Raw genomic sequence first — 23,009 nt, forward strand, 5'->3', positions numbered from 1 at the left:
ATTAACAAACACACTGTAACTTTGGCACTCCAGGCATAACCCGATTAATATCGCGCCAGAGCGCCAGACCCATTTTTTATTTTCAAGCCGGTGTGTTAAAAACTTGCCTGGGGGGCGCCATCGATGGGCATGTTCATTGCAGCGCATGAACGCTTGGCGCCTACATCGCAAACTGACTCCGACAATTATGATTGGAATAATCCAGACCATGAGACGCAAGCCTCACCCTCGAGAACAATCCCTGTTGCCGGAGGACCTCCGTGTATTCCTCGCCGTGATCCGGAAAAATGGCTTTGGCAATGCTGCCGAGGCCTTGGGGTTTTCCCCGGCCTATGTCAGCAAGCGGATCTCCGTCCTTGAGGCCGCGTTGGGCGCGAAGCTGTTGCATCGCACGACCCGGCGTGTCGCGTTGACCGACGACGGCGAACGTGTCCGCGTCTTCGCAACGCGACTGCTGGGGGATATGGACGACTTCATCAGCGAGTTGACCGACTCGCGCCAACAATTGCAGGGGAGCCTGCACATTTGCAGCTCTTTCGGTTTTGGCCGCAACCACGTCGCGCCCGCGATCGCCGCGCTGTCGCAGTTGTACCCTCGACTGGAGATTCGCCTGGACGTGTTTGATCGCATGGTCGATATCGTCAACGAAGGCTTCGATCTTGAAATCAGGGTGGGTTACGACCTCCCTCAACAACTGCTGGGAAAAAAACTCGTGAGTAACCGCAGGGTGCTCTGTGCAACCCCCGGGTACCTGGAAAAACGTGGCATCCCGACGTCCCTGGATGATCTGGCCCGGCATGATTGCCTGGTGCTCAAGGAGCGTAACAACGCCTTTGGCATCTGGAACCTGACAAAAGACGGCGTTGAAGAGTCCATTCGCGTCAACGGCCCGCTGTCATCGAACAGTGGCGAGATTGTGTTGCGCTGGGCCTTGAGTGGCGCAGGCATCCTTCTGCGCTCCTTGTGGGACGTCAAGCCCCTGCTTGAAAGTGGACAACTGGTCCACGTGCTGCCTGACTATTCCCAGAGCGCCGATGTCTGGGCCATTTACCCGACGCGGGTCAGCCAGTCCGCCAAGCTAAGGGTCTGTATCGAATTCTTCGAAGAGCATTTCAGAACCCTCGCCCTCGCTTGAGCGCCCGGCAGCCGCAGCTGGCAGGCGCTTGGGAACTCAGTTCAGCCACGGATTTTCTGTGTAGTGACGCGCTTCGAAATCACGAATCTGCGCCGCCCGCTGCAAGGTCGCGCCGATAGCGTCCAGCCCCGACAACAACGATTGCTTGCGTAGCGCATCAATGGGGAATTCGATGACCGACCCCTCACTTAGCCATATCCGCTGGTTCGGCAGATCGACGCTGATGGTCGCGGTGGCCCCATTGTTTACTACGCGAGCCAGTCTTTGTAGCTGCGATTCGCAAAGTTCTATCGCGAGCACGCCGTTACGCTGACAGTTGTCATAGAAGATACCGGCAAAGCTTATCCCGATCAGTGCACGAATCCCCAGTTGCTTGAGCCCCCATACCGCGTGCTCGCGGCTGGAACCACAACCAAAGTTGGGCCCGGTCACCAGGAAACTGGCCCCGCTCCACGCTGGTTGGTTGAGGACGAAGTCTGGATTGAGCTCGCCGGACTCAAGAAAACGCAGATCGAACAACACACCTTTATCCAAGCCACTTCGATCGATCCCCTTCAAGAACTGCTTGGGCATGATGACGTCGGTATCGATGTTGGAGGCGAGCAAAGGCGCGGCTTTTCCAGTCACGATCTCAAAAGGTTGCATGGCTCAAGCCTCCTCGGCCAATAGGCGTACGTCCGTCAGGCGACCACGGATGGCTGCAGCGGCAACCATCGCCGGGCTCATGAGGTGAGTGCGTGCGCCCGCCCCCTGACGACCTTCAAAATTTCGGTTGGTGCTGGACGCACAACGATCGCCCGGAGCAAGCACGTCATCGTTCATGGCGAGACACATCGAGCATCCGGACTGGCGCCATTCAAAACCGGCCTCGAGGAAGATCCTGGCCAAGCCTTCCTCCTCAGCCTGGGCACGCACCAGAGTTGATCCGGGGACGATCATCGCCCGCACTGTCGAGGCGACTTTCCTGCCCTTCACCACCCGTGCGACGTCACGCAAGTCTTCGATGCGCGCGTTGGTACACGAGCCGATGAAGGCATGGCTGATCTGCACGTCACTCAACGCCATGCCGGCCTCCAGCCCCATGTAGGTCAAGGCGCGCTGCATGCCCTGGCGCAGGATCGGATCGGCGACGGTCGCTGGGTCTGGAACCTTGCCACCCACAGGCGACGCCTGGTCCGGGCTGGTTCCCCAGGTCACCATCGGCTCCAACGCATCCACGTCCACCCGCACTTCCCTGTCGAACAACGCGTCCTCGTCGGTGAAGAGTTCGCGCCACTTTTTTTCGGCGACATCCCAGTGCTCGCCTTGAGGCGCACGCGGCTTGGACTTGAGGTAGTCATAGACCTTTCCATCGGGCGCCATGAAGGCTCCCCGGGCGCCGGCCTCCACTGCCATGTTGCACATGGTCATCCGCGCCTCGACGCTTAATGCGCTGATGACCGGGCCGACGAACTCGATGGCGTACCCGGTCGCGCCTGCCGCGCCAATCTTCTCGATCAGCGCCATGATGATGTCCTTCGAGGTGACGCCCATGCCCAGCGTACCGGTGACCGTGACGCGCATGGTTTTCAGGCGCTTGTAGACCAACGTCTGCGTCGCCAGCAAATGCTCGATTTCAGAGGTGCCAATACCAAAACCAAACGCACCCAGGGCGCCATAGGTCGTGGTATGGCTGTCGCCCGCGGCCACCACCATGCCAGGCAGGATAAAGCCTTGCTCCGGCGCGACCACGTGTTCAATCCCCTGGCGCTTGTCCAGCACATCGAAAAGCTCGATGCCGAAGTCCCGACAGTTCTCCTCGAAATATGCGACCTGCAAGGCGCCGCCGGCGTCGGGCATGGCAGCGACACGACTCGGGGTGGTCGGGTTGACATGGTCGACGACCGCCAGCGTGGCCTGAGGGCGCCAGACATCACGCTTCGCCTCGCGAAGCCCGCTGAAGGCTTGAGGGCTGGTGTATTCGTTAGCCACCTGGCGGTCGATGTAGAGCAATACATGCCCTTGATCGTCCAGGGTAGCGACAGTGTGGCTGTCGATGTGTTTCTGGTAGAGGGTACGAGGGCTGTTCATTGCGATGCGCTCTGTTGTGCCGGGTCACGGATGAACAAAGAATATTCGCAATGAAAAACCCTTCAATGGCCCTCAGGTAATGGTATGAAACACGATTCGTGAACAATCAGCGTGTTCAGACACCGAGCTTCCGCCAGCGTCATGCAGTCATCATTGAATTAGAACGCCCACGCCACCAGTACCTGACCATAAAGATTGGCGCGGCTATTGCCCACTTGCGTCCCGCCGCTCGCCGAACTCTGCTTCGGCTTGTAGAGACCGACCAGTGGCATCAGGGTCCAGTGCGGGTCGATCGCCCATTCGGCATAGATATCCGCTTCATCGGCGTCAAGCTGGCCACGGCGAGTATCGAGCGTACGGAACGTGTAGAGCAACATCCCCAGCTTGAGGTCATCGGCGGCGGTGACCTTCAAACCCAGATGCTGCACGGCCGCGTTGCTGTTGAACGGCCCCGCATAGTTGGCCGCGACTTCACCCTGGAACCAGGTGCCCAGCGCCCGGCCGTTTCCATAGAAAAGCGGGTCGTAGCCCTCTGAGAAACGGCTGTAGCGGTAGTTGATCGAAGGCGTGCCGGGCAGGTCGGCAAAGGTCCAGCCGGCCTCCAGGTACCAGGCGTTCTCCCTGGCGTTGTCCTTGTCTTCCCAGGCGTATTCACCCGCCAGGAATAACCCGGCAACACCGGCATTGCCTTGCCCTCGCACGCTATAGAGCTGCATGCCCTTACGGTCGGGAAACAGCATGTCGGCCATGGTCTGGTCAGTGTCGGTGACGTTCAGGTAGGTCAGGCCAAGGGTGCCTTGGGGACTGACATGTTCCAGCGTACCGACCGCCAGTTCCGGACTGGCTTGGGCCGGGTTGTCAGACTTGAGCCACATCAGGTCACCGCGCCAGCCTTGCTGGCCCCCCAAGCGCAGCACGGCCGTGCGGTCGAACGCCTTGCGACCGGTCAGGTAGTAAGCCCCGCCTCGATTGGCCTGGCCGTCGAGAAATTCCTTGCCCAAGTTCAGGGCATCGCCACTGACCAGAAAGCCGTCGCCGATCACAATATTTTGCCGGCCGACCGACAGGTCCACGCCATTCTCGCCCAAGGCGCTGAACAGCGTGCCAGAGTGCCAGCCCACGTAGGCATCTTCGATTTTTGTCGTGCGTTCGTCACCAGAGGTCCAACCCGCCGGATCGCCATCGCCAAAGGTCGCGGAGCTGACCCAGTTCAACGAGCCATAGAGTTGCGAACCGGCGTCGAGGGTATGGCGCGCATCAAGGCCGTATTGCAGCACCGCTTCCTGCCAGCGGCTGGAACCCTCACCGCGGGTCCCAGACTGCGAGTAGTTTTCACGGCTGTAGAAGGCACCAGCCAACGCCAGCAGGCGCGCATCGACTTCTGTTGTCCCATTGTTGTAGAGCGGTTGTGCCAGCCCTGGACCAGCGGCGCAGGTGAGCGAAAGCACAACGATTGTTTTTTTATAGGCGTGCATAGGCCGAACTCCGATGTCAGAAAGGAGAAACAGTGGGCGCCGCCAGGCGGCGCTGGTCAGGTCAGGGATAAAGCGGTGTCAGCGGCGACCGTTGCGGTAGCCCGCCAGTTGGTGACTGACTTTTCCGAGTGTGCAGATCAAGTTTCGCCAATGGTCCTTGCCAGGAATACGAGTTCGCGGGATCGCACTCATCACATCCCAATGCCGCGATCCGCTGGTCATCCCGTCGGCAATGACACGGCTGACCACGTGGCTCGGTGTCACGCCGAAGCCCGAGTAACCCTGGACGAAATAAGCGTTATTGCGCCCAGGCAGCGTGCCGATTTGCGGGAACAGGTTGGCGCTGCACTCCATCGGCCCACCCCAGGCCAGGTCGATTTTCACGTGTTCAAGGTACGGAAAAACCTTGAGCATCAGATGGCGGTTCCATACCTTCAAATCGTTGGGGATGTACTCCAGCAGGCGCGTCGCGGAACCAAACAGCAGACGATTTTCATTGGTCACCCGGTAGTACTCGATCACCGGGCGAATATCACTGAACGCCCCACGGATCGGGCTGATCTGCTCGATCAGCGAGGTCGGCAGCGGCTCCGTCACCAACTGAAAGGCGTAGGTGCTGACCATCGTCTTGTGCAGCTCGGGTTCCAAGCGGTCGAGAAATGCGCCGCAGGACCAGAGGATTTTTTTTGCCCGCACCGATCCCTTCGCCGTGCGCAAGGTGATGGTGTCGCCGTAAGTCACTTCAAGCACGGGGGTGTTTTCATAAATGCGCCCTCCCAGTCCCACCAGGGCCTTGGCCGCCCCCAACAGCATGTTCAGCGAGTGGATGTGACCGTTGCCCATATGCTTGAGGGCACAGCTGTACACATCGGAGCCGACGATGTTCCTGACTTCGGCGCCTTCCAGGTAGGCAATCTCATGCTCCGGATTGAGCTGCTTGTATTCCTTTTCCCACACCTGCAGCAGGCGCCCCTGTCGCTTGTTGAAACCCAGGTAGCCGTAGCCATGGCAGAAATCCGCGTCATTCTGGTAACGCTGGATGCGGCTCTGGATGATCGATGCGCCCAGATCGCTGATCTCGAAAATCGCCTTGAGTCCCTCCTCCCCGACGCTTTTGCGAATCTTCTCCAGGTCATGGCCGATCCCGGCCATCACGTGTCCACCATTGCGCCCCGAGCCACCAAAACCCAGGTAGCGGGCCTCCAGCACGACCACGTCCGTCACTCCGCGCTCGGCCAGTTCCAGCGCGGTATTGATGCCGGAGAATCCGCCTCCGATGACCACCACTTCGGCTTCCAGATCCTGCTCCAGATCATCGAATTTCAAATCATATTTGCGGGTAGCCGTGTAATAGGTCGTAGGTGTTTCAACGGACAACATGGGTGTTCCTCTTGGTCAGCGCTTTTATTATTGTCAATACGATGCAGTTCAATGCTGGGATACCGGCGGCAAGGCTGGCACACGGTCCTGGACGACGCGTCGATAGGCATACAGCAGCAGCGAACACGTGAGGATGCCCACGGCGATCAAGACTTCTTTCAAACCGCCATAACCGGCCAGTTCGGCCGAGGCGGCCCCAACCACGACCACCACGGCGGTGAACAGGCTCAACAACCAGGCCACCGCCAGCCAGCCGCGCCCCAGGCGCACCGGACGCGGGTGCAACGGCGCGTCCTTGCGCAGCCAGATAAACCCCGAGAGGGCGAAGAAGATGGCGATCAGATAACCGATATTGGCCGTCACCAGAATCGCCAGGGGCGAAGACAGGAAAAAGATCATTGCCAGGTTCACCACCACCGCCACACTCATGCAACGTCCCGGCACCTGATGCTTGTTGAGCACGCCCAATTGCTTGATGGTCAGCCCTTCCAACGCCGTTCCGTACAGCGCCCGCGAGCCATCGGCCAATGCCGCATTCAGGCCCATGAACAGCCCCACCAACAACGTGGCGACAAAAAAGCTGCTCCAGCCCGAGCCCAGCACGGCGTTAAAAGCGCCGATGTAGAAACCGCTGGGGTTTTCCAGGGCCGCTTGCGGATCCACCAAGCCACCCAAGCCGAAGGCCACCGCGGCAAACACCAACACGGTGTAACCGCCTGAACTCATCAACGCTAGGCGCATATCCCGCTGGCTGCGGTATTCAGGGCCGAAGGCCGCGCACATCTCCGTGCCGTAGGCGCTCCAACTGATCAAGAACAGCCAGACCAACGCGGTGCGCAACGATCCCCAGTTAAACGCCTCTTGCGCCTGCCAGGCCGACTGGAACCGGTCCAGGCTCCAGCCATGGGCCAATAACGGTGCGACCGCCAGCACCAGGATCGGCACCAGCAACAGCGCCCCCATGTATTTGGAAATCGATGCCGCCAAATGGATGCCACGCCGGTTGAATTGCCAGAAGATCAGGATCAAGCCCGCCCCGATCAACTGCGCCAGACCGATGTTGGCCAGGCCGGTGTCGAGGCTCCAGGTCTGCTCGGGAAACCACTGGGCCTGAATCAGCGCGCCGGCGCTGACGCCGATGATGGAAAGCACCGCCGACCAACCCAACCAGTAGCCGAACGCGGCCAAAGGGCCGACCCAGGCACAGCGCTTGCGCCAGCCTTCAGCCGCGATCATCGCGATGCCGCCGGGTTTATCGGGAAACATCGCGCTGACCTCAAGAAAGATCCAGTTCTGACAGGCACCGATGGCGGCCGAACCGACCCAGAGCAACAAGGCCGCGACCGGGCCGAGTGCGCCGAGGGCAAAGCCGAAAGAGGCGAAAATCGAGCCCGACACCGCCATCGACAGCGCGAATGCGTCCGTCCAGCGCAGGGTCTTTTGCAGGTGCGAAGCCGAGGCCTGGGTATTGTTATACGTTGTATCCACGGGAATAGACTCCAGCCGAGTAAGAAGCACACGTCCATTAAGCGCCCCTCTGTACGGGCAAGGACATGGTTCAGAATGTCGTGCACATGTCTGTCACTGCCATGGCTGGGCGGATGCTTGCCTTTTCAACAGGCCTGTTACTAAATGCTTCTATCGCCGGAAACCTGCCGACGGTCGATCCAACCATAAAAACAAAACCGGCGCTCAGCCGGCAGCCGAGGTCACGATGCATAACGCTTGGCAAGCAGAGCCGCTCTACCAGGGCCCCCAGGGGTTCGAAGCCTGGCATCACGACCTTGGCGAAAAATGCGGCACCTTTCATGCAGAACCGCCGGCCGGACCGGGTCTGGCGAGTTTCACCGGCGCGATGAAAAACTTGATCGGCCCCCACCCTGCGCTGGACGGCTCGCGCATCATCAGCAACTGTCAGCACCTGCACCGAGCCCACAGCGACATTCGCGCCGACGACAAGGATTTCTTCTACCTGGTCTTACAAGTGGGTGGCAGTGCATCGATGTGCCAGGCTGACAATAGGGCCCGGCTCGGCAAGGGTGACCTGGTGCTGCTGGACATCACCCAGCCCTGCGATTTTTATTTCGATAGCCTGAGCGACCAGATGTCCCTGATCATTCCCCGTCAGGCGCTGCGGCAACGCCTGGGACAGCGGCAATTGCTGTTCAATCGGCCCTTGGCTGCCAACAGCGCCCTTGGCAGCATGGCCGGCCTGATGACCCAGCGCTTGTTCGACGCCGCCAGCCTTCAACCGGAAGAACCCGCAGCGTTGTTCGACGCCTTGCTGATGCTGTTGCGGCCCGGTGTCAGCGCCGCGCACGACGGTGAGCATTCCAGTGGCCAGGCACAGAAACTCCTCAAGGCAAAAGTCCTGATCGAACGGCATCTGCGCGACACCGAACTGTCTCCCGAGCGCCTGGCCGAAGCCATCGGCACGTCGGTCAGGAACCTGCACCGGTTGTTCGCCCAACAGCACACCACCATGGGACGCTACATCCTGGAACAGCGGCTGCAACACTGCGCCGAGGCCATCCGTCAGGCTGCCCCTCAGGAAAAAATCACCGCCATTGCCTACGCCTGGGGTTTCAACGACGTCAGCCATTTTTCCAAGGCGTTCAAGGCGCGATTCGGCATTTCTCCTCGCGACTATCGCTATCAGCATTCAGACGAATACAGGTGATCTCGGCGTTGTCGGCAATGTGTCACTCCAGCACAAGCGATGGCACCCTGCGCCAAGACATTGATAGCCCCCCGCTCCTAGCATGAAACCTCAATCGGCACCGGCCGTGAAATCGAGGAAGCGTTGTGAGCTATCAAATTGAAGAAGCATTGAAGAACCAGCCTTTCGTGCCAGAAGAACACTGGCCAACCCTGGAAGAAATGGCCGATGGTTTCAATGAATACAAATACCCACCGAGCCCATTCCTGGCTGGAAAAAAAGCCAACCTTCGCTTCGAAAACGGCTGGCTGATCGAGCATCACTTTGTCGATGACACGACGTTGACCTGGACCATCCTCGAGGGCGAAGGCACCGGCGCATCCGAAACGGAAACCTACGAAGCGGTGGAAGTACGGCCCGGCATTTTCTTCGTCGAATTCCTGAAACCCGAACACCAGGAGTCGGCCACGCTGGTGTGGAAATACGAGACCGGCGACGTGCTGGCGGCGGTCTCCGCCTTCTACAATCGTGGGAGTGAAAAACGCACCCGTACCGACTTCGTCACCGCCGTGGTCGATGGCAAGCCCGGTGGTTCGCCCATTCTCCAGGCATCCAGCCTGGTCGGTAAGCGCGTGCTGTACCGCTACAGCGCGGACGAGTGGTATGAGCACGTCTATTTCGGCGCGCAAACCCTGGCCTGGCACTGCGTGAACGGCGCGGAAAAAGGCATGGCCGATGTCGAGCGTTGCGCTTATTTCGACGTTGCCGATGACCTCTACGTGTTGTTCTGGACCGAATCGATCATGCCCGTGGAATCGGTCATCGTCGTGGATCTCGCGCAAATGCGTTCCATCGGACGCTTCTTTTGCTGGGACCCAAAGCCCGGAAAGCTGATCCACCTGACCTTTGGTTCGAAGGCGACGGTACTGAACGAGACGGCGTACCCTGCTTCATTTTGAACGTACGAATGTGTAGGAGCTGTCGAGCGAAGCGAGGCTGCGATCTTCCCCCTGACACTTGAATTTCAAGCGAAAGATCAAAAGATCAAAAGATCGCAGGCTTCGCCAGCTCCTACAGAGCCCAGCGGGAGCAAGCTCCCTCGCCACGGGTTTGTCACTCGCACCTATCCGCGTTCGAGTGACACCGCTTTCACTCGCGCCAACAGCACCTGCAATGGATGAAGCACCGCCACACCCTCTTGCCGCTTCACCTGGCTGCGGCAGGAATACCCATCGGCAATCACCCTGCCCGACTGATTGAATTTCTGCAGGAGCGGCTTCCAGGACTGTCCATAGATCGTGTCAGACGTTCCAGCATTTCGCGTTTCATGCCCATAGGTGCCCGACATCCCGCAACAGCCGCTGGCTTGCACTTGAAGCGTCAGGCCCACGCGTTGGAAAATCTTCTGCCATTGCCCGATGCTGCCCGGCTCGTTGGTTTTCTCCGTACAATGCGGCAGAAAGTGATAAGGCTCGCTCGCCTCCACAACTGCATGTTCCGGCAGCGCATCAATCAACCACTCCTGCGCAAGCATCACCTGGGGAGCGTTACCGGTTTCCAGGGTCTTGGCGTACTCCTGTCGATAGACCAGGGTCATCGCCGGGTCGAGTCCCACCAATGGAATCCCGTACTGCTGAAGGCTGAGCAAGGACTGGCCATTGAAGCTGGCAGCCTTCTCAAACGCCTTCAGGAAACCCTGGACCTGAAGCGGTTTGCCATTGGGCGCGTACGGGGCCAGGAAAACCTTGTAGCCCAGTCTCGAAATCAGATCCACCCAGTCAACAAGCAATGGCGTTTCAAAAAAACGGGTAAACGCGTCCTGAACGAGGATGACGCTTTTCTCCCGCTGCTCAGCGCTAAGCGTTTCCAGGCGTGCAGGGGTTGCCACCTCCACGTTCCAGCGCCGGCACACGGCGGCAAAATCCACCAAACTGAGCAGCGGGCTATCGACCATCCCGGCTACTCGTTCGAGCCCCCAGCGGATCGGCCGGGCACTCATCACGAAGTTGTACAGGCGCGGCATTTTGGCGAGATACGGCACCGTGTATTCCAATGAGCCAATCAGGTAGTCCTTGAGAGGACGCAGGTAGCGGCTGTGATAAAGCTCAAGGAAACGCGAGCGGAACTCCGGCACATTCACTTTGACAGGACACTGACCCGCGCAGGATTTGCAGGCCAGGCAACCGGTCATCGCTTCGTAGACCTCATGGGAAAAATCTGGCTGCCCCATCTTCCGGGCCAGGCTATTCACGGCCCGACGCGCGACACCCTGCGCCCCGCCAGCCCCTCGAACCCGATCGCTGGCCGCCAGCACATCGACACCCTGCTCCCCCTGCAACCTCAGCCATTCCCGGATCAGCGAGGCCCGCCCCTTGGGCGAGTGAATGCGATTGCGCGTCGCCTTCCAGGACGGGCACATGGCGTCATCAGGATCGAAGTTGTAGCACGCGCCATTGCCATTGCAATGAACCGCCGTGTCATAGCTCTGCCAGACGCGTTCATCGATGGTCCGGTCCAGGGCACCGCGCATCTCCACTTCATCGACGCGGGTCAGTCGAGCATCGGGGACCGTGATCGGAGTGGCGATCTTGCCGGGGTTGAGTTGATTGAAGGGATCGAAAGCCGCCTTCAGCGCTTGCAGCGCGGGGTACAAATCACCGAAGTAATCGGGCACGTATTGCGACCGCAAGCCCTTGCCATGCTCGCCCCACAGCAGTCCGCCATACTGTTGCGTCAAGGCTGCGACCGCATCGGAAATCGGCCGGATCAAGGCGGCCTGGGCCGGGTCCTTCATGTCGAGGATCGGACGCACATGCAGGACGCCGGCGTCGACATGACCGAACATGCCGTACTGCAAATCATGGCTATCGAGCAGCGCACGGAACGCCTGGATGAAGTCCGCCAGGTGTTCCGGCGGAACAGCAGTGTCTTCGACAAAGGGCTGGGGCCTGGCCTCACCCTTGACGTTGCCCAGTAACCCCACGGCGCGCTTGCGCATCGCATAGACACGCTTGAGCGCCTCGGCGCCAATCGCCAACGTGTGGCCCAAGCGGACAACGGACGTATCGCGTTGCAGGTGCAGGACGAACTCATGAACTTGCTGCTGAACCGCCGCTTCGTCATCCCCGCTGAACTCAATGAGGTTGATCCCCAGCGTCGGCGTATCGGGGTCTTCAGGGAAATACTCGGCGACGCCGTGCCAGACAATGTCCTTCATCGCCAGCATCAGTACCTTTGAATCCACCGTCTCGATCGACAGCGGTTTCATGGTCATCAACGCCTTGGCATCACGCAGGGCGTCCATGAACCCGGCGTAACGCACGTTCACCAGGATGGAATATTTCGGGATGGGCAGGACGTTCAGCTTGGCCTCGACGATGAAGCCCAAGGACCCTTCAGAGCCGCAAAGAACGCTGTTCAGATTGAAACGCCCATTGGGTTCGCGCAGATGGGCCAAGTCATAACCGGTCAGGCAGCGGTTGAGTGTCGGAAAGGTGTCCCTGATCAGCTCGGCGTGAGTATCGGCGATGTCCACCGCGCACGTGTAGACCTCGCCCACCCGATCCTCGCGGTTGAGCAGCGCCGGCAACAGCGCCGCGTCGACCGCTGAGCTGGTGAGACGCTCACCGCCCAGCAATACCGTCGAAAGCTCAAGCACATGATCGCGCGTCTTGCCGTAGGTGCAGCTCCCCTGGCCACTCGCGTCCGTGTTGATCATGCCGCCGATGGTGGCGCGATTCGACGTCGAGAGTTCGGGGGCAAAAAACAAACCGTAGGGCTTGAGCGCTGCGTTCAACTGATCCTTGACCACGCCACTCTGTACCCTGGCCCAGCGCTCCTCGACGTTGATCTCCAGGATGTTGTTCAGGTGGCGGGAAAGGTCGACCACCACGCCGTCGGTGAGCGATTGGCCGTTGGTGCCGGTGCCTCCACCACGTGGCGTGAGCACGACCGCACGGTGCGCGGGGTCGGCGGCCAAGCGTGACAGGATCATCACGTCCTGTTCATCCAGGGGAAACACCGCCGCTTGAGGCAGGCGCTGGTAGATGGAATTGTCGGTGGCCAATACCGTCCGGTCGCCATGGTCGCGGGCAATCTCGCCTTGAAACCCCGCCCCTTGGAGCGCGTTTAGAAAAGCGTCATAGGTCGCTTTCTGGGGATTAGGAGGCGATAACCGGGCAATCATGATGTATTCCTACAGGCTGAAAAGCTAATCTATGCATTCGCATTACGTATGCTCAGCACAAGACGCATCGAGCAGCTGCATAAGGTTTTCATGATTCTTGCCTCCCCAGGCGCTCGGAGCAAACGTAATTCCTGCTGTTTTTGCATGAGTTTTATGAATGAACCCTAGACGACTGACGCCCTCGATGTCGCTGCTGGTTGCCTTTGAGGCCGCCGCGCGCCATTGCAGCTTCACCAAGGCCGCGGAAGAGTTGGCACTGACGCAAAGCGCCGTCAGCCGGCAGGTGCAAACCCTGGAGGCGCAACTTGAAATCGAACTCTTCCGCCGTGAAGGCCGAAAGATTGAATTGACCGCCGCTGGCGCGCTGTATCAGCACGAACTGGCGGCCGCGCTGGGGCGTATTCGAAGCGCAACGTTGCAGGCCATCTCGTACAAGAACGACAGCGGCCCCTTGAACCTGGCCGTCCTGCCGACCCTCGGTTCCAAATGGCTGCTGCCGCGGATGCATGAGTTCTATGCCAAGCACCCGGACCTGCTGGTGCACATACATTCGCGGATCATCCGCGAGGACGTCCAATCCTCCACCCACGACATGAACGCAATCATCTGCGCAGGTTCGGGAGAGTGGCCCGGCTACGTTTCACATCAGTTGCTCCGGGAAAAGCTGGTGGTGATTGCCAGCCCGACCGCATTGCCCGAGTACCGGGCCATGTCGCCGGCCAATGTTGCCGAGCATGCCTTGTTGAACGTCGTATCGAGGCCCGGTGTCTGGTCGGATTGGTTTGACCAGCACAACGTCGATCACCGCACCATGCGCTCCGGCCCGAGCTTCGAACTCACCGCCCACCTTATCCAGGCCGTGGCGGCGGGGATCGGGATTGGGCTGGTTCCGCAAATCCTGGTGCAGGATGAACTGAAAAGCGGCGACCTGGTTGCGTTGTTCGAACCGATGGAAAGTGGGCGCAGCTATTACCTGGTCTACGCGACCCGATACCAGCACTTGCCGGCCTTGAAGGCCTTCAGTGCCTGGCTGCTCTCGTTGCCGTTTCCCGATAACTGAGTTCAGCCCTTCAGGGTTCAGGCTGATCCCCTGTGGGAGCGAGCTTGCTCGCGATAGCGGCCTGACAGCCGACCTATCTCTCCGGCCATAACCCCAATCCAACTGTGGGAGCGAGCCTGCTCGCGAAGACGGCCTGACCGCCGACATGCCTCTCCCGCCTACCCCTCCCACCCCGGATGACGCCAACTTATTGGCACAAAACCCAACCAATTAAAAATTTATTAATACAGCGACAGATTCCCGACGCGCGGTACTGATGTGCCATTGCTGGGGACTTGAACCGAAGCTCATCATCCGCAGGCAATCACCGCTAAACGTTTGGGCCGCCGACCTGGGCTACAGGATGTAATCACTCGCATCACGCAATGGAGCAACACCGAGATGATGACTGTCTATTTTGTTGTGATGACGATCTGCAGTGGCTACGAAGGCTGTGTCGATGAACGACAACCAGGGCCAACCTTTGCTTCCAAGGCAATGTGCATGGAGACGGCCAGAGTGATGGCGCCGCGCAAAGGGGTGAAGTTCAAGTGCCGCAAAGAACGTACATGGGTGGCCGATGGGGCACGGCCAGTAGAAGGTTACGACAAAGTTGTCACCACCAAGAGCCTGGGCCAGCCTTAGCATTACGACTTTTCTCGCCGACAACCCTCATCAGGCCCCAAGCATCTGCCACAACGACGCCCCCACCCCGGTAATGCTCTCCCCGGCAATCAACCCCGCCGCCGCGGTGATGGCGAAGCGTTCGGTGAGGCTCGGCCAGCGACAGCTCACCAGCCACGTCAGCACCGCACCGAGGGCCATCATCAAGGACACCGAGGCCGGCAGGACGAAGGCCAGGCCCAGGGCCGCCGTGCTTGGCAGGTAGCGGGCCCGATGCGCCGGCAACAGGCTATCGAGAATCCCCAACGACAAACCGACCAGGCCGCCGATGAAAATCGCCCAGCGAATGCTCGCTGACAAAGAATCCAGGCCCAGGGTCAGGGTCTGCGCCACGGCCTTCCAGGTGGCGACCGCCGGGGCCGGCCACTCTTCGGTGAGCAGCATGGTCTGTGGGTCCGGGATCAGCGCCAGGTAGGCCAACACGCCGACGATGCTGCCGATGAAAATCCCCAGGATCTGGGCGATCACCTGCTTGCGCGGCGTGGCGCCAATCGCCCGGCCGACCTTGAAGTCGTTCATCAAATCGGTGCACTGCCCGGCCGAACCACCGGCGGTGTTGGCGCTCATCAGGTTGATCGGCACCTGGCCCGGGGCGACGATGCCAAAGCTCAACTGGGACAACTGCCCAATGGCCCCGATCGGCGGAATGCCCGTGGCGCCGACCACCCGGGCCGCCACCGCCGCCAGGCAGATTGCCAAGGGAATGGTCAGCAAGGCCATCCACGGGTTGATGCCGAACAACAGCACCTGCAGGCTGACCACCAGGATGATCGACAGGGCGAAACCGGCCGCCGGCCCAGGCTTGGGGATCGTCCAGATCGCCCCGCCGCCCGCCTTGGTCGAGCGGTGCAATGCCCACAAGCGAATCGCCAGTGAGGCCAGGGTCGAGCAGACCATCAGGCTCACTCCCGGCCATAACAACCACTCCACCAGCGCCGCGAATTGCGGGCCGCTGCTACCGCTCGGCAACTGCACCAGGCCTTGCTCCAGCAACCACGGCGCCAACCCGCCCCACGCCAGCAAGGCGCCGAGCAGCAGGGTCAGGCCCACGCGAATACCGATGATCCCGCCAAACCCCACCAACAGTAGCGAAGGGTCCGCGGTGAACGTCAGGCGTTCCAGTTGAGCGGTCGGGGACCAGCGCGGGATAGCCCACAAGAACGTATCGACCGCCTTGACCAGCCCGGACAGCATCGCGGCGCTGAGCAGCACTTTCAAACGCGTTGCGGCTTCGTGGCCGTGATTGTAGATGTGCAGCAACGTTTCCAGGGTCGCCATGCCTTCGGGAAATTTCAAGGCCTTGTCATTGAGCAGCGAGGGACGCAGGTACCAGGCAATCCAGATCCCCAGGAAACTCACCGAAAAGACCCAGGCCACCATGGGAATAGCCTCCAACTGCTGGCCCGTCAGCAAGGTGTAGGCCGGGATGGGCGCCACCAACCCACCGGAAATGATCGACGCGGCGGCAGAAGCCACGGTCTGGTTGATGTTGCTTTCGTGCAGCGTCCAGGGCAACCGCCCCACCGATCGACTGGCCAAGCCCTGCCAGATGCCATAGCCGATCAGCAAGGCAATGATCGACATGTTGAACGACCAACCGATCTTCAACCCGGCGTAGACATTGGACGGTGTCAGCAGAATACCGAGGACAATCCCCGTACTGACCGCACGCAGGCTGAGCTCGCGTTCGACGACGGCGTTCAAGGGAAAGGTGGATGAGGTTGAGTGCATGCGAAGTCCTTGTCGGCACTGGGGGCAGCCACCAGATTCAGGCTGATCCCCTGTGGGAGCGAGCTTGCTCGCGATTGCGGTGGATCAGTTACATAGATTGAGGCCGGCACTCCGCTATCGCGAGCAAGCTCGCTCCTACAGAGGTCATAGGGAATCAGTTGAAGCGGCAACTTAATAAGTGAACGCAGGATCGGCGCAAGGTTCACACGACGGAGGCAAACCCTGGCGAGCGTGCTCGCCAGGATCGTCCATCCAGAGGCAGGAAATGAGGTGTGTCGCGAGCGCTGCCAACGGCCAGGCAACGCATCGCAGCCAAGGCAGTGTCCGACTTATTGCTGGCCCTCGCAGTTGATCATCCAGGCAATCCCGAAACGGTCTTCGAACATGCCAAAGCGTTCCGCCCAGAAGGTCTTCGCCAAGGGCATCTGCACTTGCCCCCCCGCGCTCAGGCCTTTGAACAGCCGCTCGGCCTCCTCCACGCTGTCGACATTGAGGGAAACCGACACCCCTTGCGGCTTGCTATACGGCTGGCCCGGCGGGCAATCGGAGGCCATCAGGCTGAAATGGCCCACGGTCAGGCAGGCGTGCATGATCAGGTCCGGGTCCTTGGGCATGCCGACATCCTCAGGCGCCTCGGCAAAGGACATGGAAAACAGCTCGCCGCCAAGCACGTCCTTGTACAACGCAAAGGCTTCCTTGCAGCGACCGTTGAAAGTCAGGTAAGGGATGATTCTCATGGTGGGTCCTCCTGTCGCCGGCTTCACGATTGACTGGACAGCTGCGCCCGCAAGCGTGCTTCCTGCTCGCGCAACTCGGGGGTGAAGGTTTCGCCGAATTCCTCGAGTTCGAAGATCTGGCGGATTTCGATTTCACTGTCGCTGACCATCGGGTTCGGGCAGCGCTTGACCCAGTCGATGGCCTCCTGCAACGACTGGACCTTGAAGATCCAGAAGCCGGCGATCAGCTCCTTGGTTTCGGCAAAGGGTCCCTCGACAACCGTCCGGTCCTTGCCGGAAAACTGCACGCGTACGCCTTCGACGCTGGGCTGCAGGCCCTCACCGGCGAGCATCACCCCGGCCTTGACCAGTTCTTCGATGTAGGCGCCCATGGCGGCCAGCAGTTCTTCGCTAGGCATTTCTCCGGCTTCCGACTCCGGACTGGCCTTGACGATCACCATAAATCGCATGCTCGTATCTCCTGAGAATGAATGGATCAAGCCGTCGTTGTGGCGGCTCTACGGACTAATCGAATGGCAACGGCCGAAATCGACAGGTCGACGCCATTAATTTTCGATAGGCCGTGAAATCACGTCCGCTCAGGGATTCCATTGGAATCGATAGATGTCTCGATAACCATTGCTTGGGTCGTACAACAGCTTCTTCCCGCCGTCGAAAGCGATATTGTCGGCATTGACCAGGTGAACCGGTGCCACGAAGCCACTCACCGGCTGGCCGGCCATCAGTCGGTTCAACTCATCGATCACCTGCCAGCCATGCACGTTGAGCGGTTCGGCCACGGTGACGGTCTGGTAGTTCTTTTCCTGGATGCGCAAGAACGCCGAAGCACTGCCGTCACCGGCCGACAACAGGCTGATGCCATCGCGAGGTATCGCCGCGCTGGCCAAGGTCGCCACCGCGTAGTCGAAATAGATATCGTTGATGGCCAGCGTGTGGGTCCAGCGCTTGCCATGGCGCTGCAGCAGCTCCGTGGTGATCGCCGGCATTTTCTCGCGACTTTCGGAGATCGCGACATCGCGCACTTCCAGCAGCGAGCAGTCCCGACAGGCCCGAATCACGTTTTCCATGGCCTTGGCTTTCGCCATGGCAATGCTGTACCTGGAGTCGGTCAGGATGACCACGCCGGCTTTTCCGTTTGACTGCGCCACGGCCGCCATGGCCGTGATGCGAGCCACTTCGAGCGGATCGGTGGTGACGTTCATGGCCATCGGTGTACCGTCAATCGCCCCGGGCTTTTCCCCGGCGTGCCAGCCCACCACCGGCACGCCCTTGTCGGCGAAGACGGCCAGCGCCGCCTTGTTTTCAAGGGCATCGGCACCGCACAGAATGAGGCCATCGGGGTTCGCCGCCAGCGCATCGGCAAAGGCCTTTGCACGACCGTCCGGGGACCCGGCGCCATCGAATACCCTCAGCGTCCACCCCATCGCTTTCGCGGCCTCGCGAGCACCTTGGGCAACACCGACAATACCGCCGTTGCGCATATCTTCTGCGACAATGGCAATGCTCTTGCCGCGCTGGGCGCGCGGGCCGGTTTCAGGACCGCTCCAGGGCACGGCGCCGAGGGTGGCCTTGGCAACCATTTCCTGCGCTTGAGCCACCGTCACCGTGGCATCCGTCGCCGCTGGCGGATTCTGGCCGTATCCAGGCGTTGCCGTGAAAAGGCAGAAAACCGTCATTGAAACTGTCTTGAGCAACCGGGACCTGGTCAAACAGGTTCGATCACCACGTGTGGTGCCGGGTCTGGAGCCGATGGCGCGATCATAATGGGTCATGGCGTCTCTTTTTTTATGGAGGCAGTGTTCAGATTCAATGTCCGCAAGGATAGTCGCTTCTGTTGGCATCGGCCCGAAAGGGAAACGGCAAGTTTGTAACATCCCCCCAGCCCCAGTCCTCGCGAGAGATGAGATGGCACTTCCTCCGTTGCACAGTTTCAAGGTATTCGAAAGCGTGGCCCGCTTGGGCAGTCTGGCGGCGGCTGCGGTGGAGCTGCACGTCACCGTCGGCGCGGTGAGCCAGCAAGTCAAAGTCCTGCAGGCCAGCCTCGGCGTGGAGCTGTTCGAAAAGCGCGGCCGGCAACTGGTGTTGACCACCAATGGCCGCCAACTACAAAAGCGCGTGGCCAACGCCATGGGCGAAATCAGCGACGCGGTGGAGGCCTTGCGCAGTGGGAGCGCGGATGAGCCAGTACAGGTCGATATCACCTTGTCCATTCCTCCGGCCGAGGGTGTGGACTGGCTCACCACGCCGCTGCTGCACTTCATGGAAGCCTCCCGCTCGGTGCGGGTGAGAGTGATCACCGCGGCGGGCATGCCGCAAGTGGACTGGCGCCGCGCCGATGTCGCGGTGGTCTATGGCACCCCGCCGTGGCCAGGCTTATGGTGGCGCCTGTTGCACGGCATTCGCATGACACCGGTGTGCAGCCCGCAATACTTGCGCGGCCCACAAGCCATTCACCACGTCGCGGACCTGGCACGGCACCGACTGCTTCACGAAGACGATGGCAGCCAGTGGAAGCAATGGTTGCTCGAGGCCGGCTTCAGCCGTGGCGGGGTCGAGGATATCCATTTCGAAGACTTCGGCATGGTCTTGCAGGCCGCGCGGGACGGGTTTGGCGTGGCGCTGAGCGATGAACTCGTTTCTGCCCGGGACCTCGATGAAGGTCGCCTGGTCCGACCGCTGCCGATTTCGGTGCCGGCGGTGCACAACTACTACGTGGCCTGCTCCGAGGCGACCCGCGAACGCCCGGAAATCCGCGCGTTCATCGATTGGTTGCTGACCACCAGCGGACAGGCTGATCAGTAGCCGTAGCCCCGGCCGTCGTTGAAACGGATGTTGGTGAGGATGCTGATGTCTTTCTCCACCTTATAAAGCTCGGAGCTCTTGATCAGTTCCGGATCGCTGAAGGCTTCACTCTTGGCGCGCCCGGCCTGGATCTGGGCCATCTTGTCGCGGATCGCCCGCACATCGGCATGGGTCATGGCCGGTACTTGGGTTGGGTCCTCGTCAGCATGGGCGCCATAGATGACGGTCTGCTGGTCGATCACCTTCAGGGTGGCATCCAGCGAGGCGACGTAATCCTTCAAATTGCCCGCCAGCAGCCAGGACGGATATACGTGGTCTCCGGCCAGCAAGATATTGTGCGTCTCGTCGTACAGCGCCACTTCGTCCGGCGTATGGCCCGGCACGCTCATCAGGCGCACCTTGAGACCGCCCAGGTCGATCGTCTCGCCGGGCTGTACCAGCCGCGCCACTTTGAAAGGGGGCACGACCATGTGATCGATGTTGCCCAGGTAGACCGGCTCCGGAACGTGGTAGAGCCCATCCTTGCCCTTGAAGCGACGCGTGAATGGCGTATCCACCAGGTAAATGCTCTGGAAGTTATGCAACCCGCCGAGGTGGTCGAAATGCAGGTGTGAAGGCAACATCGAGAGCGGCTTGTCAGTGATCCCGCGCGCGACTTCAGTGATGTCTTCCTTCTGGTTCGCCCCCGAATCGAACATCAGTGCCTGGTTCGTCCCCACCAGCAGGTAGGAGAAGTTTTTCTGGTAGTAGTGGGGTTCGCCGATGGCGTACAAAAAGTCCGTCAGCTTGTGCACCACAAATGCCGGGCTGGCTGCCTCGGGCACTTCCTGCGCCTGCGTGGCGAAGGGCACGGAGAGCAGCGTGAGGCATGCAAGGGCGAGTTTCTTTACGAGCGTGCGCATGGGGTGCAGACCTTTTTATTCGAGTGGGAGAACGACAGGACAATGCTGTCGTGCCTATCTCACCGCCTGCGGGCCTGCCCATCAATGGACGATTTTTAAAGCGGGACACTTCAAGGCAACTAAAGCATCCGGCATGAGCATTTGAGGAAAATAATGCGTGGCGCGCGCTCGGTGAGCCTGCCGACCTCGCGAAGAGCAGCCCGACGCTGCAGCATGACTATGCTCTGGAAACAGTCACGTAACGGAGAGTCAGTCCCCATGACTTCGAATCTGGCCGATATTTATACCGACTACATTGCCTGCCTGAATGCACAGGATTGGGACAATCTGGGCCTTTTTGTGCATCAGCAAGTGATTCACAACGCGAGACCATTAGGATTGCATGGCTATCGAAGCATGCTGGAAGCGGATTATCGGGACATCCCCGACTTGCGCTTTGAAGTCGAATGCCTGGTGGTCGACCCACCCAAGTTGGCGGCTCGCCTGGTATTCAATTGCACGCCGGCTGGGGAGTTCCTGGGGCTTGCAGTCAATGGCGCACGGATCGCCTTCACGGAAAACGTCTTCTACGCGTTCGAGGACGGCAGGATCCGCGAGGTCTGGTCGATTATCGACAAGCAAGCGATCGAGGCTCAGCTCCCATCCCTGTAGAGGACTGCTCCAGCGCTGCGAGTTGCAACGCCCCGGGCATCTTATCCGTAGGCAACGGCATCGCGGAAAACCAAATCCACGAAGCAATCGCGCTCGACATCCATTATTCGACGCACCCCGAAGTGAGGAACCTGTCGAGCGCATAGCCTGTGAGCCACTCTGGAGGAGATGGCAATGACACGCACCCGTTTTTTTGGAAAAACCGTATTGGCCTGCACGTTCATCCTGGCGATGATCGGTTGGGGGATCGGCTTCTACGGGCCGCCGATCTACATGCAAGCGGTCATGGAGCGCACGGGTTGGCCGATCGCCGAGGTCTCGACCGCCGTGACCGTGCATTTTCTCAGCGGCACGCTAGTCATCGCCAACCTGCCACGCCTTTATGCACGCTTCGGCATACCCACCATCACCCTGCTGGGCAGCATCGTCCTGGGCATCGGTGTGAACACCTGGGCTCAAGCCAACCAGCTCTGGGTGTTGTATGCCGGCGCCGTCTGCTCGGGTATCGGTTGGGTGACATTGGGGGCCGCAGCCGTTAACACTCTGATCGCCCCGTGGTACGTCAAGGAAAGGCCCAAGGCTTTGGGCAAGGCCTACAACGGCGCCAGCCTGGGGGGCGTGATCTTTTCGCCGCTGTGGGTGTGGCTGATCGAGCGCTTCGGCTTTGCCGCGGCGGCGCTGGCGATCAGTGTCGTCGCCGTGCTGCTCATCGGCGCCTTCGCCTTCCTGGTCTTCAACAAAAGCCCACAAGGCCTGGGACAGCATCCCGACCACGCAGACCAGCCGGAACTCGTGCCGGCTAGCGCCAGCGCCGCGCCGTGGACCGCCCTGCAGACGCTCAGGTCGGCCAGTTTCCGTAGCCTGGCGGCCGGCATGTCCCTGGGCCTGTTCGCCCAGATCGGCTTGATCGCGCACCTGTATTCGATGCTGGTGGGACGCATGGGCGCCCATGACGCCTCGTTCGCCATGGGCCTGGCCACCGCCAGTGCGATGGGCGGGCGATACGTCGCCGCACGCCTGATGACCCAGGGTATGAACCGCCGGCAGCTGGCCTGTCTCGGGTATGCCATCCAGATGCTGGGCACACTGATGCTTCTGGGCCTGGACCTGCACCCGACGGTGGCCTGGATAGCCGTGGTGCTGATCGGTTCGGGCATTGGCAATGCGACGTCCTTGCCGCCCCTGATTGCCCAGGTCGAATTCAGCCGTGAACACACCGCCAGGGTGATCGCCCTGATGGTTGCGATCAGCCAGGCCACCTATGCCTTCGCCCCAGCCTTATTCGGCCTGTTGCGCACCATCTCCATCGATCCGAATCACGCCATCGTCGCCGTCGTGGCAGCAGCCGTCACCGTGCAGGTGCTCGCCATCGTGTCATTCTATCGGGGCGTATCCGCTCGCCCCTTCAAGAAAGCCGTTTGCTGACCCTATTCCCCCGGGGCGTTGGAGACCTGTACACCGGCATCGAAACCCGTCTCGTATTACTTTTGCTTATCCATCATCAGCACTATGAACAGCACCTGCCGAAAAACTCCTTGAGAATGCCCGCTTATCCATC

At 60.3% G+C, this 23,009-nt stretch carries 19 protein-coding genes; 8 read left to right on the forward strand and 11 right to left on the reverse strand.

The window, feature by feature from the left end; genetic code table 11:
* The first annotated feature begins 208 nt into the window (after nucleotides 1–208).
* Entirely contained in the window at nucleotides 209–1,135 is a 927-nt protein-coding gene (locus HGO40_RS00560) for a LysR substrate-binding domain-containing protein (protein ID WP_250961442.1), read from the forward strand.
* 36 nt (nucleotides 1,136–1,171) lie between these two features.
* Here the strand turns inward: HGO40_RS00560 and leuD are convergent, their stop codons facing one another.
* The 5 genes from leuD to HGO40_RS00585 form a co-directional block, all read right to left on the reverse strand.
* The gene (leuD, locus tag HGO40_RS00565; protein ID WP_250961443.1) at nucleotides 1,172–1,780 is read right to left on the reverse strand and encodes a 3-isopropylmalate dehydratase small subunit; all 609 of its coding nucleotides are present in this window, start codon (nucleotides 1,778–1,780) and stop codon (nucleotides 1,172–1,174) included.
* Nucleotides 1,781–1,783: 3 nt separating this feature from the next.
* Nucleotides 1,784–3,205, reverse strand: coding sequence for a 3-isopropylmalate dehydratase large subunit (gene leuC, locus HGO40_RS00570; protein WP_250961444.1), 1,422 nt, complete (start codon nucleotides 3,203–3,205; stop codon nucleotides 1,784–1,786).
* 158 nt (nucleotides 3,206–3,363) lie between these two features.
* On the reverse strand, nucleotides 3,364–4,680 hold the full coding sequence (locus HGO40_RS00575) for an alginate export family protein (RefSeq protein ID WP_250961445.1): 1,317 nt from the start codon (nucleotides 4,678–4,680) through the stop codon (nucleotides 3,364–3,366).
* A 78-nt stretch (nucleotides 4,681–4,758) separates the two neighbouring features.
* Nucleotides 4,759–6,060 (reverse strand): NAD(P)/FAD-dependent oxidoreductase, encoded by a 1,302-nt coding sequence (locus HGO40_RS00580; RefSeq protein WP_250961446.1) that lies wholly within the window; start codon nucleotides 6,058–6,060, stop codon nucleotides 4,759–4,761.
* Between the two features lie 48 nt (nucleotides 6,061–6,108).
* Nucleotides 6,109–7,548 carry an APC family permease gene (locus tag HGO40_RS00585; RefSeq protein WP_240998518.1) on the reverse strand — a complete coding sequence of 480 codons (1,440 nt, stop codon included), beginning with the start codon at nucleotides 7,546–7,548 and terminating at the stop codon, nucleotides 6,109–6,111.
* 226 nt (nucleotides 7,549–7,774) lie between these two features.
* On the opposite strand from HGO40_RS00585, the gene feaR reads away from it, so the two are divergent.
* Nucleotides 7,775–8,740: a transcriptional regulator FeaR gene (gene feaR / locus HGO40_RS00590; protein WP_250961447.1), complete on the forward strand. Its 966-nt coding sequence runs from the start codon at nucleotides 7,775–7,777 to the stop codon at nucleotides 8,738–8,740.
* Between the two features lie 125 nt (nucleotides 8,741–8,865).
* The gene (locus tag HGO40_RS00595) at nucleotides 8,866–9,678 is read left to right on the forward strand and encodes a molybdenum cofactor biosynthesis F family protein (RefSeq protein ID WP_250961448.1); all 813 of its coding nucleotides are present in this window, start codon (nucleotides 8,866–8,868) and stop codon (nucleotides 9,676–9,678) included.
* A 164-nt stretch (nucleotides 9,679–9,842) separates the two neighbouring features.
* On the opposite strand, the gene ydiJ is transcribed toward HGO40_RS00595, so the two are convergent.
* Nucleotides 9,843–12,905 carry a D-2-hydroxyglutarate dehydrogenase YdiJ gene (gene ydiJ / locus HGO40_RS00600; RefSeq protein WP_250961449.1) on the reverse strand — a complete coding sequence of 1,021 codons (3,063 nt, stop codon included), beginning with the start codon at nucleotides 12,903–12,905 and terminating at the stop codon, nucleotides 9,843–9,845.
* Nucleotides 12,906–13,062: 157 nt separating this feature from the next.
* On the opposite strand from ydiJ, the gene HGO40_RS00605 reads away from it, so the two are divergent.
* On the forward strand, nucleotides 13,063–13,965 hold the full coding sequence (locus HGO40_RS00605) for a LysR substrate-binding domain-containing protein (RefSeq protein WP_250961450.1): 903 nt from the start codon (nucleotides 13,063–13,065) through the stop codon (nucleotides 13,963–13,965).
* Nucleotides 13,966–14,346: 381 nt separating this feature from the next.
* The gene (locus HGO40_RS00610; protein ID WP_186706257.1) at nucleotides 14,347–14,589 is read left to right on the forward strand and encodes a hypothetical protein; all 243 of its coding nucleotides are present in this window, start codon (nucleotides 14,347–14,349) and stop codon (nucleotides 14,587–14,589) included.
* 30 nt (nucleotides 14,590–14,619) lie between these two features.
* Here the strand turns inward: HGO40_RS00610 and HGO40_RS00615 are convergent, their stop codons facing one another.
* From HGO40_RS00615 to HGO40_RS00630, 4 genes are all read right to left on the reverse strand, one after another.
* Nucleotides 14,620–16,359, reverse strand: coding sequence for an OPT family oligopeptide transporter (locus tag HGO40_RS00615; RefSeq protein WP_250961451.1), 1,740 nt, complete (start codon nucleotides 16,357–16,359; stop codon nucleotides 14,620–14,622).
* Between the two features lie 329 nt (nucleotides 16,360–16,688).
* Nucleotides 16,689–17,096 carry a VOC family protein gene (locus HGO40_RS00620; RefSeq protein ID WP_250961452.1) on the reverse strand — a complete coding sequence of 136 codons (408 nt, stop codon included), beginning with the start codon at nucleotides 17,094–17,096 and terminating at the stop codon, nucleotides 16,689–16,691.
* A 23-nt stretch (nucleotides 17,097–17,119) separates the two neighbouring features.
* Nucleotides 17,120–17,545, reverse strand: a complete 426-nt coding sequence (locus HGO40_RS00625; protein WP_250961453.1) for a YciI family protein — start codon at nucleotides 17,543–17,545, stop codon at nucleotides 17,120–17,122.
* 129 nt (nucleotides 17,546–17,674) lie between these two features.
* Nucleotides 17,675–18,694 (reverse strand): substrate-binding domain-containing protein, encoded by a 1,020-nt coding sequence (locus HGO40_RS00630; RefSeq protein ID WP_250961513.1) that lies wholly within the window; start codon nucleotides 18,692–18,694, stop codon nucleotides 17,675–17,677.
* Between the two features lie 307 nt (nucleotides 18,695–19,001).
* Here HGO40_RS00630 and HGO40_RS00635 point away from each other — a divergent pair, with 307 nt between their 5' ends.
* Nucleotides 19,002–19,898, forward strand: a complete 897-nt coding sequence (locus HGO40_RS00635) for a LysR substrate-binding domain-containing protein (protein ID WP_250961454.1) — start codon at nucleotides 19,002–19,004, stop codon at nucleotides 19,896–19,898.
* On the opposite strand, the gene HGO40_RS00640 is transcribed toward HGO40_RS00635, so the two are convergent.
* The gene (locus tag HGO40_RS00640) at nucleotides 19,892–20,800 is read right to left on the reverse strand and encodes an MBL fold metallo-hydrolase (RefSeq protein ID WP_250961455.1); all 909 of its coding nucleotides are present in this window, start codon (nucleotides 20,798–20,800) and stop codon (nucleotides 19,892–19,894) included. The genes HGO40_RS00635 and HGO40_RS00640 overlap by 7 nt on opposite strands.
* Before the next feature lie 258 nt (nucleotides 20,801–21,058).
* Between HGO40_RS00640 and HGO40_RS00645 the strand changes: the two genes are divergently transcribed.
* Nucleotides 21,059–21,451 (forward strand): ester cyclase, encoded by a 393-nt coding sequence (locus tag HGO40_RS00645; RefSeq protein WP_250961456.1) that lies wholly within the window; start codon nucleotides 21,059–21,061, stop codon nucleotides 21,449–21,451.
* A 174-nt stretch (nucleotides 21,452–21,625) separates the two neighbouring features.
* Nucleotides 21,626–22,876 carry an MFS transporter gene (locus tag HGO40_RS00650; protein WP_250961457.1) on the forward strand — a complete coding sequence of 417 codons (1,251 nt, stop codon included), beginning with the start codon at nucleotides 21,626–21,628 and terminating at the stop codon, nucleotides 22,874–22,876.
* Nucleotides 22,877–23,009 lie beyond the last annotated feature (133 nt).

It is taken from the genome of Pseudomonas sp. CG7 (assembly GCF_023701885.1).
GTDB classification, from domain to species: domain Bacteria; phylum Pseudomonadota; class Gammaproteobacteria; order Pseudomonadales; family Pseudomonadaceae; genus Aquipseudomonas; species Aquipseudomonas zanjanensis.

What these genes read in the sequence shown, in the direction of transcription:
- HGO40_RS00560 (WP_250961442.1), top strand. Translation starts at nt 209, where the DNA reads ATGAGACGCAAGCCTCACCCTCGAGAACAATCCCTGTTGCCGGAGGAC.
- leuD (WP_250961443.1), bottom strand. Translation starts at nt 1,780, where the DNA reads ATGCAACCTTTTGAGATCGTGACTGGAAAAGCCGCGCCTTTGCTCGCC.
- leuC (WP_250961444.1), bottom strand. Translation starts at nt 3,205, where the DNA reads ATGAACAGCCCTCGTACCCTCTACCAGAAACACATCGACAGCCACACT.
- HGO40_RS00575 (WP_250961445.1), bottom strand. Translation starts at nt 4,680, where the DNA reads ATGCACGCCTATAAAAAAACAATCGTTGTGCTTTCGCTCACCTGCGCC.
- HGO40_RS00580 (WP_250961446.1), bottom strand. Translation starts at nt 6,060, where the DNA reads ATGTTGTCCGTTGAAACACCTACGACCTATTACACGGCTACCCGCAAA.
- feaR (WP_250961447.1), top strand. Translation starts at nt 7,775, where the DNA reads ATGCATAACGCTTGGCAAGCAGAGCCGCTCTACCAGGGCCCCCAGGGG.
- ydiJ (WP_250961449.1), bottom strand. Translation starts at nt 12,905, where the DNA reads ATGATTGCCCGGTTATCGCCTCCTAATCCCCAGAAAGCGACCTATGAC.
- HGO40_RS00605 (WP_250961450.1), top strand. Translation starts at nt 13,063, where the DNA reads ATGAACCCTAGACGACTGACGCCCTCGATGTCGCTGCTGGTTGCCTTT.
- HGO40_RS00610 (WP_186706257.1), top strand. Translation starts at nt 14,347, where the DNA reads ATGATGACTGTCTATTTTGTTGTGATGACGATCTGCAGTGGCTACGAA.
- HGO40_RS00615 (WP_250961451.1), bottom strand. Translation starts at nt 16,359, where the DNA reads ATGCACTCAACCTCATCCACCTTTCCCTTGAACGCCGTCGTCGAACGC.
- HGO40_RS00620 (WP_250961452.1), bottom strand. Translation starts at nt 17,096, where the DNA reads ATGAGAATCATCCCTTACCTGACTTTCAACGGTCGCTGCAAGGAAGCC.
- HGO40_RS00625 (WP_250961453.1), bottom strand. Translation starts at nt 17,545, where the DNA reads ATGCGATTTATGGTGATCGTCAAGGCCAGTCCGGAGTCGGAAGCCGGA.
- HGO40_RS00635 (WP_250961454.1), top strand. Translation starts at nt 19,002, where the DNA reads ATGGCACTTCCTCCGTTGCACAGTTTCAAGGTATTCGAAAGCGTGGCC.
- HGO40_RS00640 (WP_250961455.1), bottom strand. Translation starts at nt 20,800, where the DNA reads ATGCGCACGCTCGTAAAGAAACTCGCCCTTGCATGCCTCACGCTGCTC.
- HGO40_RS00645 (WP_250961456.1), top strand. Translation starts at nt 21,059, where the DNA reads ATGACTTCGAATCTGGCCGATATTTATACCGACTACATTGCCTGCCTG.
- HGO40_RS00650 (WP_250961457.1), top strand. Translation starts at nt 21,626, where the DNA reads ATGACACGCACCCGTTTTTTTGGAAAAACCGTATTGGCCTGCACGTTC.